Below are 13,045 nucleotides of genomic sequence, written 5' to 3'. Positions count from 1 at the left end.
CGAAGGGCCCGCCGCACTCGCGGCGGGCCCTTCGTCGTCGGGGTGCGGGCGCACACCGAAAAGGCCCGTCGCACAGGTGCGACGGGCCTCTCGACGTCCCGACGGTCCGACGCGCCGGGACGTGGCGCCGGCGGTGCCGCCGACGGCTCCCCCCAGCCTACGGGTGTCCGGCCCGGAACGGCAGGGGTGGAGAGCCCCGGAGTCCCGGATCTTCGCCACATCCACCCACCCTGGGAGCCCCCTGGACCCCTGGACAGGCGTTGAACGCGTGTTTAGTCTATTGAACATGCGTTCAGAGCAGCCTCCGCGGACCGGTCGGGCCACGCCCGCGCCGTCGGGCACCGACGACCTCACGACCCGCGCCCGCATCCGGGACGCCGCGATCTCGCGGTTCGCGCGTGACGGGTTCGGCGCGCCGCTGCGCACGGTCGCGGCGGACGCGGGCGTGAGCGCGGCGCTCGTCGTGCACCACTTCGGCTCCAAGGACGGGCTGCGCCGGGCCTGCGACGCGTACGTGTTCGACGCCGTCCGCGCCGCGAAGACCGACGCGATCTCGCCGCAGGACCCGGCGGCCGGGCCCATGGCGCTGTTCACGCAGCTCGCCGGGATCGAGGACTACGCGCCCGTGTTCGAGTACACGCTGCGCAGCCTCCAGGCGGGCGGCGACCTCGCGCGGTCGTTCGTCGAGCACCTCACGCAGGTCACGCTCGAGTACATGGAGGACGGCGTCGCCGCCGGGGTGATCCGCCCGAGCCGCGACGAGCCCGCCCGCGCGCGGTACCTCGTCTCGCTCTCCCTCGGCTCGCTCCTCGTCGACGGCGCGCTGCGCGAGCGGACCGAGCCGCGCGACCCCGAGACCGACCTCCGCGAGTACGTCGAGCGCGTGATGCTGCCCGCGCTCGAGGTCTTCACCGAGGGGCTCTTCGTCGAGCCGACGCTGCTCGACGCGTACGTCCGGCACACCACCCACCAGGAGGAGACGCGATGACGAGCACGACCCCCGCCGTCGAGGTGCACGACCTGCGCAAGGCGTTCGGCCACGTGCAGGCGCTCGACGGCCTCGACCTGACCGTCCGCACGGGCGAGGTCGCCGGGTTCCTCGGGCCCAACGGCGCCGGCAAGTCGACCACGATCCGGGTGCTGCTCGGGCTGCTCCGCGCCGACTCGGGGACCACCCGGCTGCTCGGCGGGGACCCGTGGCGCGACGCCGTCGACCTGCACCGCCGCCTCGCGTACGTGCCGGGCGACGTGAGCCTGTGGCCGAACCTCACCGGCGGCGAGGCGATCGACCTGCTCACCCGGCTGCGCGGGCGCGTCGACCCGCGCCGCAAGGCGCTCCTGCTCGAACGGTTCGAGCTCGACCCGTCGAAGAAGGCGCGCACGTACTCCAAGGGGAACCGGCAGAAGGTCGCGCTCGTCGCGGCGTTCGCGTCCGACGTCGAGCTGCTCGTGCTCGACGAGCCGACGTCGGGCCTCGACCCCCTCATGGAGTCGGTGTTCACGCAGTGCGTGCGCGAGGTCACGGCGGAGGGCCGGTCGGTGCTGCTCTCGAGCCACATCCTCGCGGAGGTCGAGAAGCTGTGCGACACCGTGACGATCATCCGGGCCGGCCGCACCGTCCAGTCCGGCACGCTCGCCGAGCTGCGGCACCTCACGCGGTCGTCGGTCACCGCGGTGACCGACCGCGACCCCGCCGCCCTCGACGCGCTCGACGGCGTGCACGACCTCCTCGTCGAGCCCGGCGCCGACGGGACGCGGGCGCGTTTCGACGTCGACAACGACCACGTGCAGCCCGTGCTGCGCGCGCTCACCGAGCTGGGGCTGCGGTCCGTCACGGTCACCCCGCCGTCGCTCGAGGAGCTGTTCCTGCGCCACTACGGCGACGAGCTCGCCCAGCTCGACGGGGCCGGTGCGCTGTGAGCGCCCCCACCGCGGCCCCGCCCCGCGGACGAGGCGCCGCCGTCGCTCCCGAGCCCCCGGGTCCCGGCCGCGCGGCGACGGGCTGGCTCACCCTGCTGCGCTTCGTCCTGCGCCGCGACCGCGTCCGCATCCCCGTGTGGACGGCGTCCGTCGCGCTCCTCTTCGGGTACGCGGCGGTCGCCCTCGACACGCTCTACCCGACGGCGGCCGACCGCCAGGCGCGCGCGGCGCTCGTCTCGAGCCCGGCCGGGATCATGCTGTCCGGGCCGCAGTACGGCATCGAGGACTACACGCTCGGCGCGATGATCGCCAACGAGATGGCGCTCACCGTCATGGTCGCGGTCGCGATCATGAGCATCTTCCTCGTCGTGCGGCACACGCGCGCCGAGGAGGAGACCGGCCGGGCCGAGCTCGTCCGGGCGGGCGTCGTGGGGCGGCACGCGCCCGCGACCGCGGCGTTCGTGGCGGCGGTCGTCGCGAACGCGGCCATCGCGCTCGCGACCGGCGTCGTGCTCGTCGCGACCGGGCTCGACGCCGTGGACTCCCTCGCGCTCGGCGCCGCCGTCGGGGTCACGGGCCTCGTGTTCGCCGCCGTCGCCGTCGTGACGAGCCAGGTCACCGAGCACGCGCGCGGCGCGAGCGGGCTCGCGCTCGCCGTGCTCGGCGTCGCGTTCCTGCTCCGCGCCGTCGGCGACGTGCAGGAGGAGCACGGGAGCTGGGTCTCGTGGCTCTCCCCCATCGGGTGGGCGCAGCAGATCCGGGCGTTCGTCGACCTGCGCTGGTGGCCCCTCGGCCTGTCCGTCGCGCTCGTGGTGCTGCTCCTCGCCCTGGGCGCGGCGCTCGCCGCCCGGCGCGACCTCGGCGCCGGGCTCGTGCCGCCCCGCGCGGGCCGGCCCGACGCCGCCCGCTGGCTCGCGAGCCCGCTCGCCCTCGCGTGGCGTCAGCAGCGCGCGTCCGTGCTCGCGTGGGCGATCGGGATCGGCGTCACGGCGCTCGCGTGCGGGACGTTCGTCGACTCGGTGGGCGACATGGTCGCGGCCAACCCCGAGGTCGCCCAGATGATCGGCGACGCGTCCGACCTCGTGGCCGGCTTCGTCGCCGTCATGGCGCTCTTCCTCGGGCTCGGCGCGGGCGGGTTCGCCGTCGCCTCGGCCCAGCGCGCGCGGGGCGAGGAGACCGCGGGGCGGCTCGAGCCGGTGCTCGCGACGGGTGTCGGGCGCGTGCGGTGGCTCGCGGGCCAGCTCGTCGTGACGCTGGTCGGGACGTGCGTGCTGCTGGCCGTGAGCGCCGTCGGGCTGTGGCTCGGCGCCCTGAGCGTCGGGGAGGACGCGTTCGGCCTCGGTGACCACCTCGCCGCGTCGTTCGCGTACCTGCCCGCGGTCGCGGTCGTCGCGGGGGTCGCGGTGGCGGCGTTCGGGTCACGCCCGGGCCTCGCGGCGCTCGCGTGGGCGCTCCTCGCCTACTCGTTCGTCGTGACGATGTTCGGCGCCCTGCTCGACCTCCCGTCGTGGGCGAGCGGGCTCTCGCCCTTCTGGCACGTGCCCCAGCTCCCCGGGGCCGACGCCGAGCCGTGGCCCTTCGTGTGGCTCACGCTCCTCGCCGTCGTGCTCGTCGCGCTGGGCCTCGCGGGCTTCCGCCGCCGCGACGTCCCGCGCCCCTGACGCGTGGCCGTCGTGGGCTCCGGCTAGGCTCGATCCACCTTTTCCGACCACGGAGGTGACGGTCATGTCCACGCCCGACCGGAGCGACGCGACGCGCTCGGCCAGGGCCACCCTGCACGAGTGGGTCGACGCGATCCCCACGCGGGAGCCGACCGAGGGTGCCGGAGCCCGCGAGCCGCGCACGTGGGTCGCGGCCCTCGCGCTCGAGGGCACGTGGCTGGGCCTGTACCAGGACGCGTACCGGTTCACCGAGACGGAGTGGGACGAGCTGGTCGACGACCTCTCCCGGTACGCCGACGTCCGGCCGCCCGCGCGCGCCGTCGTGTTCCGCGACGTCGAGCTCGACGAGGACCCGTTCCGCGACGACGAGCGCCCGCTCGTGGACGCGGTGCTGCGTGTCGCGCTCGAGGAGGGGGTCGAGAACGTCACCTTCGCCGCGGTCGCGCGGCGGTGCGACCGCAGCGAGTCGACCCTGCGGTCGATGTTCGGGGACGCGGAGACGCTGGTCGACGACGTCGCGATCGAGGTCGTGCAGTCCGGGTTCGACGACCTCTCGCCGCTGCGGCTCGACCCGTCGCGCGCCGCGGTCGCGGCGTCCGTCGCGGCGCTCGACGACTCGCGCAAGGCGGCGGCGCTCCTGCGCCTCTACGCCCTCGGCGGGGTGGCGCGCGACGACGTGCCCGAGGGCCAGCACACCGTCCACGCGGACGTGCTGCGCGCGTGGCGGGAGGAGGGCGCGCCGTCGTCCCTCGTGCTCGCGGCGCTCGCGTGCGACGGCTGGCGGGCGGGCGAGCGGCAGCGCGCGCTGCTCTTCCCTCCGGCCCTGCCGGGTGCGGTCGTGCGCGAGCTCGCGCGCCTCGTCGACGACGCCGCGGGCCCCGTGACACCGTAGCGGTCCCCTCACGGCCCGCGGCTCCCGCTCAGCGCCGGAGCTCGCGCTCGTGGACGACGCCGGGGCACGGGACCGCGACGACGTCACCACGCCGCAGGTCCTCGGGGAGCCGCGCGACGCCCCCGGCGCGACCGGGTGCGGGGTGCACGGTGAAACGGCGCAGGGGTGCCGCCGAGACGCGGCCGACGAGCCGGGCCTCCTCGACCACCGCGCCGCACGCGTCGAGGTCGGCGTCGAGCCACACCTGCCGGTGGTGGCCCCCGAGGCGCGGGACGACGTCCTCCACCCCGGCGAGCACGACGCACCGCGGCGACGCCTCCCACAGCCGCCCGACGCGGCCCGGGTCGGCGCTCGCGGGCACGTGGACGGTCGGGGTCGCGCGCAGCCGGGCGCAGGCGGCGAGGCTCGTCCCGTCGACGAGCACGTCGTGCGGGGCGAGGACGGTGCCGCCCGGCCAGGCCGACGAGGGAGCGCCGCGCAGCGCGGCGAGCCGGGCGGAGAACGCGGTGTGCACGAGAGTCATGACTCCGGTCTACCGCGCGCGGCGGGGCCGGGAACCGGGCCTGACGGAACGCACACGGCCCGCGCCCGGATCCTCACGGCCTCCCGACGGGCGTGGTCGCCGCCCGTCGGGAAGCCGCCCGCGGACGGCCCTCAGGACGCCGCGGTCGGCGCCCCGGGGTCCGGCTCGAAGCGGTAGCCCATGCCCGCCTCGGTGAGCAGGTAGCGCGGGGCCGCCGGCTCCGGCTCGAGCTTCTTGCGGAGCTGCGCGACGTACAGGCGCAGGTAGCCCGTGTCGCTCACGTGCTGGGAGCCCCAGATCTCCGTGAGCAGCGTCTGCCGCGTGACGAGCTTGCCCGGGTTGCGGACGAGCCGCTCCAGCACCTGCCACTCCGTCGGGGTGAGCCGCACCTGCTCGGTCTGGCCGTCGCGCACGCGCACGACGCTGTGGGCCGACAGGTCGACCGTCACGTCGCCCAGTACGACGACCGGCGCGGAGTCCTCGTGCGCGACGCGGCGCGTGAGCGCGCGGATGCGGGCGAGCAGCTCCTCGATGGAGAACGGCTTCGTGACGTAGTCGTCGGCGCCCGCGTCGAGGGCCTCGACCTTGTCGGCGGCGCCCGTGCGCCCGGACACCACGAGGATCGGGGCGTCCGACCAGCCTCGGACGGCGTGGATCACGTCGAGGCCGTCGAGCTCGGGCATGCCGAGGTCGAGCATGAGGACGTCGGGCCGGTGGTCGATCGCGCGCGCGATCGCCTGCGAGCCCGAGGTCGCCGTGATGATCTCGTAGCCCTGCGCGGTGAGGGTGATGCGCAGGGCGCGCAGGATCTGCGGGTCGTCGTCGGCGATGAGGATCTTCATGGCGCGCTGGTCTCCGGTGCGTCGGGGTGGGGCGTCGGGCCCGCGGCGGGCAGGGCCACGACCATGGTGAGCCCTCCGCCGGGGGTGTCCTCGGGGGTGAGCGTGCCGCCCATGCCCTCGACGAACCCCTTCGACAGCGCGAGGCCCAGCCCGAGGCCGGTCGTGTTGTCGGTGTCGCCGAGGCGCTGGAACGGCACGAACACGTCCTCGCGCCGCTCGGGCGGGATGCCCGGGCCGTGGTCGACGACGCGGATCTCGACCGACCCCCCGAACGCGCTCGTCGAGATCCGCACGCGCTCGTCCGGCGGCGAGTGCCGCGTCGCGTTGGCGAGCAGGTTGACCAGCACGCGCTGGAGCAGCACCGGGTCGGCGACGACCGCGGGGACGTCGAGCTCGAGGTCGAGCTCCACCTGGGCGGGCCCGAGACCGAGCTCGTCGAGCGCGGGCAGCACGACGTCGGCCGGCTCGACCTCGGTGCGCGACACCCCGAGGACGCCCGCCTCCAGCCGGCTGACGTCGAGCAGGTCGGTGATGAGCGTGCCGAGCGCGCCGAGGCTCTCGTCAGCGGTCGCGAGCAGCTCGTCCCGGTCGGCAGGGCTGAGCGCGCCGCGCGTCGAGCGCAGGCCGCTCACGGCGGCGGTCGCGGCGCTCAGCGGTCGGCGCAGGTCGTGGCTCAGCGCCGACAGCAGCGCGCTGCGCACGCGGTCGGACTCGGCGAGCTGGTCCATCTCGCTCGCGACCTCGGCGAGGTCGCTGTGCTCGAGCGCGGCCTCGAGCTGGACCGCGATGACGTTGAGCAGGCGCCGCTCGGACGCGGCGAGGTCCGGCCCGAACAGCTCGAGGTCCGCCCGGTCGTCCACGCGCACCGTCGTGCTGGGCGTGCCCGGCCCCGGGTCGCCGTCGGCCGCGAGCTCCGTCCCGGAGACGACGAGCCGCGCCCCCACCATGCCGAACGCCTCGCGCGCCCGGCTCACGAGGGCCTGCACGGCGTCCTGCCCGCGCAGGACGCTGCCCGCGACCGTGGCGAGCACCTCGGACTCCGCGGCCGCCCGCCGGGCCGCGCGCGTCGTGCGCGCCGCGCGGTCGACGACGACGCTCACGAGGACGGCGATGACGACGTACAGGACGAGGGCCACGAGGTGGAACCGCTCGCCCACGGTGATCGTGTGCAGGGGTTCGACGAAGAAGTAGTCGAGCGTGACGCCCGACAGGACCGCGGCGTAGACCGCGGGCCAGACGCCCCCGACGAGCGCGACGACGACGACGAGCAGCTGGTACGCCAGGACGTCCGTCACGAGCGTGTCCTCGTCGCGCGCCGTGACGAGGAGCCAGGTGAGCAGCGGTCCGCCGACGAGCGCGAGGACGAACCCGGCGACGCGACGCCGCAGGGTGAGCGCGCCGCCCGAGCGGGGCAGGCGCGCCCCTCCCCCGGCGGCGGCGTGGTTGACGATGTGGACGTCGATGTTGCCCGCCTCGCGCGTGACCGTCGCGCCGATGCCCGGACCGCTGAGGGCCGACGCGAGCCTGCCCCGGCGCGAGACCCCGATGACGAGCTGCGTGGCGTTGACGCCCTTGGCGAACTCGACGAGCGCGGTGGGGACGTCGTCGCCCACGACCTGGTGGTACGTCCCGCCGAGCTGCTCGACGAGCGCGCGCTGGTGCGCGAGCGCGCCGGGGGCCGCGTCGCGCAGGCCGTCCTGCGTCGTGACGTGCACCGCGAGGAGCTGGCCGCCCGCCGACCGCGCGGCGATCCGGGCGCCGCGCCGCACGAGCGTCTCCCCCTCCGGGCCGCCCGTGAGCGTCACGACGACGCGCTCGCGCGCCTCCCACGTGCTGTCGATCCCGTGCTCGGTCCGGTAGAGCTGGAGCGCCGCGTCGACCTCGTCGGCGAGCCAGAGCAGCGCGAGCTCGCGCAGCGCGGTGAGGTTGCCGAGGCGGAAGTAGTTCGACAGCGCCGCGTCGACGCGCTCGGCCGGGTACACGTACCCGCCCGCGAGGCGGTCGCGCAGCGCCTGGGGCGCGAGGTCGACGACCTCGATCTGGTCGGCGCCGCGCAGGACGGCGTCGGGGATCGTCTCGCGCTGCACGGCGCCCGTGATCTTCTCGACCACGTCGTTGAGCGACTCGATGTGCTGGATGTTGACGGTCGAGATGACGTCGATCCCGGCGTCGAGCAGCCGGTCGACGTCCTGCCAGCGCTTCTCGTGGGCGAGGCCCGGCGCGTTCGTGTGCGCGAGCTCGTCGACGAGCGCGACGTCCGGGCGCCGCGCGAGGACGGCGTCCAGGTCGAGGTCCGTGAGCGCGACGCCCCGGTGGGTCACGCGGACGCGCGGCACCACCTCGAGGCCCTCCGCCATGGCCGCCGTCGCGGCGCGGCCGTGGGTCTCCACGACAGCGACCACGACGTCCCGGCCCTCGTCGCGCAGACGGCGGCCCTCCTCGAGCATGGCGTAGGTCTTCCCGACGCCGGGCGCCGCCCCGAGGAGGACCCGCAGCCGTCCGCGCGCCATGCTCAGCCTCCGATCCGGTCCAGGTCGACGTTGAGCTCGAGCACGTTCACCGTCGGCTCGCCGAGGTACCCCAGCGCACGCCCCCCAGTGTGCCGCGCGACGAGCTCCTCGACCTGCGCGGTGGTCAGACCGCGCGCCGCCGCGACGCGGTCGACCTGGACGGCGGCGTAGGCCGGGCTGATGTGAGGGTCGAGCCCGGAGCCCGAGGCCGTGAGCGCGTCCACGGGGACGTCGGCCGGGTCGATGCCCTCGAGCTCCGCGACCTGGGCGCGCCGCTCCGTGATCGCGGCGACGAGGTCCTCGTTCTCGGGACCGAGGTTCGAGCCCGACGACGCCGCGGCGTCGTACCCGTCGCCCGCGGCCGACGGCCGGGGCTGGAAGTACTCGGGCAGCGGGTCGCCGTCGGCGTCGGTGAACGCCTGCCCGAGCAGGGCGGACCCGACGACCCGGCCCGCGCCGTCGTGCACGAGCGAGCCGTCGGCGCGCGCGGGCAGGACGAGCTGCCCGACGCCGGTGACGACGAGCGTGTACCCGACGCCGAGGAGGAGGGTGAGGACGAGCATCGCCCGGGTCGCGACCCAGACGACCCGCCCGGTGCTGCGTGCCGTGGTGTTCATGGGGGTTCTCCTGGTCGTCGTACGGGTCAGTAGCCGGGGAGGAGGCGCACGACGAGGTCGATGAGCCAGATGCCGACGAACGGGGCCACGAGGCCGCCGACGCCGTAGACGAGCAGGTTGCGCCCGAGGATCGTCGAGGCGTCGGCCGGCCGGTACCGCACGCCGCGCAGCGCGAGCGGGATGAGCAGCACGATGACGATCGCGTTGAAGACGATCGCCGACAGCACCGCCGACGACGGCGAGCTGAGGCCCATGACGTTGAGCACCTCGAGGCCGGGGAACACGCCCATGAACATCGCGGGGATGATCGCGAAGTACTTCGCGACGTCGTTGGCGATCGAGAACGTGGTGAGCGCCCCGCGCGTGATGAGGAGCTGCTTGCCGATGCGCACGACGTCGATGAGCTTCGTCGGGTCGGAGTCGAGGTCGACCATGTTGCCGGCCTCCTTCGCGGCCGACGTGCCGGAGTTCATCGCGACGCCCACGTCGGCCTGTGCCAGGGCGGGCGCGTCGTTCGTGCCGTCGCCCGTCATGGCGACGAGGTTGCCGCCCTCCTGCTCGGCGCGGATGAGCGCGAGCTTGTCCTCGGGCGTGGCCTCGGCCAGGAAGTCGTCGACGCCGGCCTCTTGCGCGATCGCGGCGGCGGTGAGCGGGTTGTCGCCCGTGATCATCACGGTGCGGATGCCCATCGACCGCAGCTCGGCGAAGCGGTCCGCGATGCCCTCCTTGACGACGTCCTTGAGGTGGACGACGCCGAGCACGCGGCTCACGCCGTCCGGCGTGCGCACCGCGACGACGAGCGGCGTGCCGCCCGACTGCGCGACCTCCTCCACGACGTCGTCGAGCTCCGCGAGCACGCTCGACGCCGCCCGCTCGCCGCCCTGCTCGACCCACGCCGTCACGGCGGAGCCGGCGCCCTTGCGGATCTGGGTCCCGTCCGGCTCGTCGAGCCCCGACATCCGGGTCTGCGCCGTGAACGGCACGATCTCGCCCGGCGCGGTCGGCCCGACGTCGAGGCCCCCGCGGCGCGCGAGCTCGACGATCGACGTGCCCTCCGGCGTCGGGTCCGCGAGGGACGACAGCGCGGCCGCGCGGACGAGGTCGCGCTCGTCGACGTCGCGCAGCGCGACGAACCGCGCGGCCTGCCGGTTGCCGTAGGTGATGGTGCCCGTCTTGTCGAGCAGGAGGGTCGTGACGTCGCCCGCCGCCTCGACCGCGCGGCCGGACATCGCGAGCACGTTGCGCTGCACGAGGCGGTCCATCCCCGCGATGCCGATCGCCGAGAGCAGCGCGCCGATCGTCGTCGGGATGAGGCAGACCAGGAGCGCGACGAGGACGGCGACGCTCACGGGGCTCGCCGCGTACGACGCGACGGGGTTGAGCGTGAGGGCGACCACGACGAACACGATCGACAGCGACGCGAGGAGGATGCTCAGCGCGATCTCGTTCGGCGTGCGCTGCCGGCTCGCGCCCTCGACGAGCGCGATCATCCGGTCGACGAACGTCTCGCCCGGCATCGAGGTGACGCGCACGACGATGCGGTCCGACAGGACGCGCGTGCCGCCGGTGACGGCGGACCGGTCGCCGCCCGACTCGCGGATCACCGGCGCGGACTCGCCCGTGATCGCGGACTCGTCGACCGACGCGATGCCCCAGACGATCTCGCCGTCGCCGGGGACCAGCTCCCCCGCCTCGACGACGACGACGTCCCCCAGCCGCAGGTCGGCCGAGGACACCTCGACCGCGCGGGCGCGCAGGGCGCCGGGGTCGCCCGTCTCGTCGTACGCGGCGACCCGGTGCGCGACGGTCGCGGTGCGGGTCCGGCGCAACGAGTCGGCCTGGGCCTTGCCGCGGCCCTCGGCGACCGACTCCGCGAGGTTGGCGAACAGGACCGTGAGCCAGAGGAACACGGCGATGACCGCGGTGAAGGACCCGGGGACGGGCGTGCCGCCCGACTCCTCCGGGCCGCCGAGGAACGGCTCGACGACCGCGATCACGGTGGTGAGCGCTGCCCCGACCCAGACGAGGAACATCACGGGGTTGCGCCACATCTGGCGCGGGTCGAGCTTGCGGAACGCGCCGGGCAGCGCCTGGCGCACCTGCGACCAGGTGAAGAGGCCGCCGGTGGTCGCGGTCGGCTGGTGCACGGCGCGCGGGGAGGGGTGGGTGAGCGTGGACATGGGTTACAGCAGCCCTTCAGCCAGGGGACCCAGCGCGAGAACGGGGAAGTACGTGAGCGCGGTGAGGAGGACCACCACGCCGGTCAGGAGCCCCACGAACTGGGGGCGGTGGGTCGGCAGCGTGCCGACGGTCGCGGGCACCTTGTCCTGCTGCGCGAGCGAGCCCGCGAGCGCGAGGACGAGGGCGATCGGCACGAACCGGCCGAGCAGGATCGCGACCCCGAGCGCGGTGTTGAGCCACGGGGTGTTCGCGGTGAGACCCGCGAACGCCGACCCGTTGTTGTTGGCTGCGGACGTGAACGCGTACAGCACCTCGGTCGTGCCGTGCACGCCGGGGTTCCAGATCGACACCGTCTCGACGCTCTCGCGCACGGGCGGGATCGCGAAGCTCAGGGCCGTGCCGACGAGCACGAGCGTCGGCGTCACGAGGATGTAGAGGCTCGCGAGCTTGATCTCGCGCGGCCCGATCTTCTTCCCCAGGTACTCCGGCGTGCGACCGACCAGCAGGCCCGCGATGAAGACCGCGATGACGGCGAGCACGAGCATCCCGTACAGCCCGGAGCCGACGCCGCCCGGGGCGACCTCGCCGAGCATCATGTTGAGCAGCGGGAGCATCCCGCCCAGCGCCGTGTAGGAGTCGTGCATCGAGTTGACCGCGCCGGTCGACGTCGTGGTGCTCGTCGTGGCGAAGAGGGTCGAGCCGATGATCCCGAACCGCGCCTCCTTGCCCTCCATCGCACCCCCGGCGAGCTGCGGCGCGGCGCCGTTCCCGGCGGACTCCAGCGCGGTCAGGGCGACGAACGACGCCACGAAGAGCACGCCCATCGTCGCGAGGATCGCGTAGCCCTGGCGGTCGTCGCCGACCATCCGGCCGAACGTGCGCGGCAGGGAGAACGGGATGACGAGCATGAGCAGGACCTCGACGACGTTCGTCCACGCCGACGGGTTCTCGAACGGGTGCGCCGAGTTCACGTTGAAGAACCCGCCGCCGTTCGTGCCGAGCAGCTTGATGACCTCCTGCGAGGCCACCGGCCCGCCCGGCACGCTCTGGGTGCCGCCCGCGAGGGTCGTGACCTGCGTGAAGCCGTCGAAGTTCTGCACGACCCCGCCGACGAGCAGCACGACCGCTCCGACGAGGGAGATCGGGAGCAGGATGCGCAGGCACCCGCGCACGAGGTCCACCCAGAAGTTGCCGATCGTCCCGACCTGGCGGTACGCGAAGCCCCGCACGAGCGCGACGGCGACCGCCATGCCGACCGCCGCGGACACGAAGTTCTGCACCGCGAGCCCGGCGAGCTGCACGGTGTAGCCGAGCGTCTGCTCCGGCGAGTACGACTGCCAGTTCGTGTTGCCCACGAACGACGCGGCCGTGTTGAAGGCGAGGTGCTCCGACGGCGCGGGCAGCCCGAGCGAGTACGGCAGCCACTGCTGCGTGCGCTGGAGCAGGTAGAGCAGCACGAGGCCCACGGCCGAGAACGCGAGGATGCTGCGCAGGTAGGCGGGCCACGTCTGCTCGGAGCGGGGGTCGACGCCCAGGACGCGGTACAGGCCCCGCTCCACCCGCCAGTCCTTCGGCGAGGAGTAGACCCGTGCCATGTGGTCGCCCAGCGGGCGGTAGAGCGCCGCGAGGACCAGGGCGACGGTCCCGAGCGCGAGGAGCGCGAAGATCCAGGTCATCAGAAGCGCTCCGGTCTCACGAGCGCCACCACGAGATACACGATCGCCGCCGCACCGAGAGCCGCGGCGAGGAGCTCGAGCACGATCACAGCTTCTCCACCGCCTTCCCGATTCCGGCGACCAGCACGAACACGGCGATCACGCCGAGCACGTAGACGATGTCGAGCACGAGACGTCCCCAGGTCGAGACCGACGGCCCCCTGTCGGGCGGCCGGGCACCCAC

General features: G+C 74.5%; 12 protein-coding genes. 4 read left to right on the top strand and 8 right to left on the bottom strand.

Annotated elements, in window-relative coordinates; genetic code table 11:
- Positions 1 to 286: 286 nt before the first annotated feature.
- From BXA05_RS07535 to BXA05_RS07520, 4 genes are all read left to right on the top strand, one after another.
- Positions 287 to 988: a TetR/AcrR family transcriptional regulator gene (locus tag BXA05_RS07535; protein ID WP_076404487.1), complete on the top strand. Its 702-nt coding sequence runs from the start codon at positions 287 to 289 to the stop codon at positions 986 to 988.
- Positions 985 to 1,920, top strand: a complete 936-nt coding sequence (locus BXA05_RS07530) for an ABC transporter ATP-binding protein (RefSeq protein ID WP_076404486.1) — start codon at positions 985 to 987, stop codon at positions 1,918 to 1,920. The genes BXA05_RS07535 and BXA05_RS07530 overlap by 4 nt, the downstream gene beginning before the upstream one ends.
- Entirely contained in the window at positions 1,917 to 3,581 is a 1,665-nt protein-coding gene (locus tag BXA05_RS07525) for an ABC transporter permease (RefSeq protein ID WP_083711636.1), read from the top strand. The genes BXA05_RS07530 and BXA05_RS07525 overlap by 4 nt, the downstream gene beginning before the upstream one ends.
- Positions 3,582 to 3,645: 64 nt before the next feature.
- Positions 3,646 to 4,473 (top strand): hypothetical protein, encoded by an 828-nt coding sequence (locus BXA05_RS07520; protein ID WP_061268970.1) that lies wholly within the window; start codon positions 3,646 to 3,648, stop codon positions 4,471 to 4,473.
- A 28-nt stretch (positions 4,474 to 4,501) separates the two neighbouring features.
- Here the strand turns inward: BXA05_RS07520 and BXA05_RS07515 are convergent, their stop codons facing one another.
- The 8 genes from BXA05_RS07515 to BXA05_RS20030 all read right to left on the bottom strand — a co-directional run bounded on the left by BXA05_RS07515 (position 4,502) and on the right by BXA05_RS20030 (position 13,045).
- Positions 4,502 to 4,996 (bottom strand): hypothetical protein, encoded by a 495-nt coding sequence (locus BXA05_RS07515; protein WP_076404485.1) that lies wholly within the window; start codon positions 4,994 to 4,996, stop codon positions 4,502 to 4,504.
- Positions 4,997 to 5,127: 131 nt separating this feature from the next.
- Positions 5,128 to 5,838, bottom strand: a complete 711-nt coding sequence (locus BXA05_RS07510) for a response regulator (RefSeq protein ID WP_021483553.1) — start codon at positions 5,836 to 5,838, stop codon at positions 5,128 to 5,130.
- Complete coding sequence (locus BXA05_RS07505) at positions 5,835 to 8,348, bottom strand: sensor histidine kinase (protein WP_061268973.1); 2,514 nt, start codon at positions 8,346 to 8,348, stop codon at positions 5,835 to 5,837. The genes BXA05_RS07510 and BXA05_RS07505 overlap by 4 nt, the downstream gene beginning before the upstream one ends.
- 2 nt (positions 8,349 to 8,350) lie before the next feature.
- Entirely contained in the window at positions 8,351 to 8,965 is a 615-nt protein-coding gene (gene kdpC / locus BXA05_RS07500; RefSeq protein WP_061268974.1) for a potassium-transporting ATPase subunit KdpC, read from the bottom strand.
- A gap of 26 nt (positions 8,966 to 8,991) precedes the next feature.
- On the bottom strand, positions 8,992 to 11,145 hold the full coding sequence (gene kdpB, locus BXA05_RS07495) for a potassium-transporting ATPase subunit KdpB (RefSeq protein WP_076404484.1): 2,154 nt from the start codon (positions 11,143 to 11,145) through the stop codon (positions 8,992 to 8,994).
- Positions 11,146 to 11,148: 3 nt separating this feature from the next.
- The gene (kdpA, locus tag BXA05_RS07490; RefSeq protein WP_076404483.1) at positions 11,149 to 12,822 is read right to left on the bottom strand and encodes a potassium-transporting ATPase subunit KdpA; all 1,674 of its coding nucleotides are present in this window, start codon (positions 12,820 to 12,822) and stop codon (positions 11,149 to 11,151) included.
- Positions 12,822 to 12,911 carry a potassium-transporting ATPase subunit F gene (locus tag BXA05_RS19685; protein WP_061268977.1) on the bottom strand — a complete coding sequence of 30 codons (90 nt, stop codon included), beginning with the start codon at positions 12,909 to 12,911 and terminating at the stop codon, positions 12,822 to 12,824. The genes kdpA and BXA05_RS19685 overlap by 1 nt, the downstream gene beginning before the upstream one ends.
- A complete protein-coding gene (locus BXA05_RS20030) occupies positions 12,908 to 13,045 on the bottom strand; it encodes a hypothetical protein (protein WP_163188684.1) in 138 nt (45 codons plus the stop codon). The genes BXA05_RS19685 and BXA05_RS20030 overlap by 4 nt, the downstream gene beginning before the upstream one ends.

Origin of the sequence: Cellulosimicrobium funkei (genome assembly GCF_900155925.1) — a bacterium.
Taxonomy (GTDB): Bacteria; Actinomycetota; Actinomycetes; order Actinomycetales; family Cellulomonadaceae; genus Cellulosimicrobium; species Cellulosimicrobium funkei.
The sequence above is the reverse complement of the archived record's forward strand: the minus strand, read 5'-3'. Positions and strand labels throughout refer to the sequence as shown.

Bases quoted from the DNA above. Each gene is read 5' to 3' on its own strand.
- BXA05_RS07535 (WP_076404487.1), top strand. From the start codon at position 287: ATGCGTTCAGAGCAGCCTCCGCGGACCGGTCGGGCCACGCCCGCGCCG.
- BXA05_RS07530 (WP_076404486.1), top strand. From the start codon at position 985: ATGACGAGCACGACCCCCGCCGTCGAGGTGCACGACCTGCGCAAGGCG.
- BXA05_RS07520 (WP_061268970.1), top strand. From the start codon at position 3,646: ATGTCCACGCCCGACCGGAGCGACGCGACGCGCTCGGCCAGGGCCACC.
- BXA05_RS07515 (WP_076404485.1), bottom strand. From the start codon at position 4,996: ATGACTCTCGTGCACACCGCGTTCTCCGCCCGGCTCGCCGCGCTGCGC.
- BXA05_RS07510 (WP_021483553.1), bottom strand. From the start codon at position 5,838: ATGAAGATCCTCATCGCCGACGACGACCCGCAGATCCTGCGCGCCCTG.
- BXA05_RS07505 (WP_061268973.1), bottom strand. From the start codon at position 8,348: ATGGCGCGCGGACGGCTGCGGGTCCTCCTCGGGGCGGCGCCCGGCGTC.
- kdpC (WP_061268974.1), bottom strand. From the start codon at position 8,965: ATGAACACCACGGCACGCAGCACCGGGCGGGTCGTCTGGGTCGCGACC.
- kdpB (WP_076404484.1), bottom strand. From the start codon at position 11,145: ATGTCCACGCTCACCCACCCCTCCCCGCGCGCCGTGCACCAGCCGACC.
- kdpA (WP_076404483.1), bottom strand. From the start codon at position 12,822: ATGACCTGGATCTTCGCGCTCCTCGCGCTCGGGACCGTCGCCCTGGTC.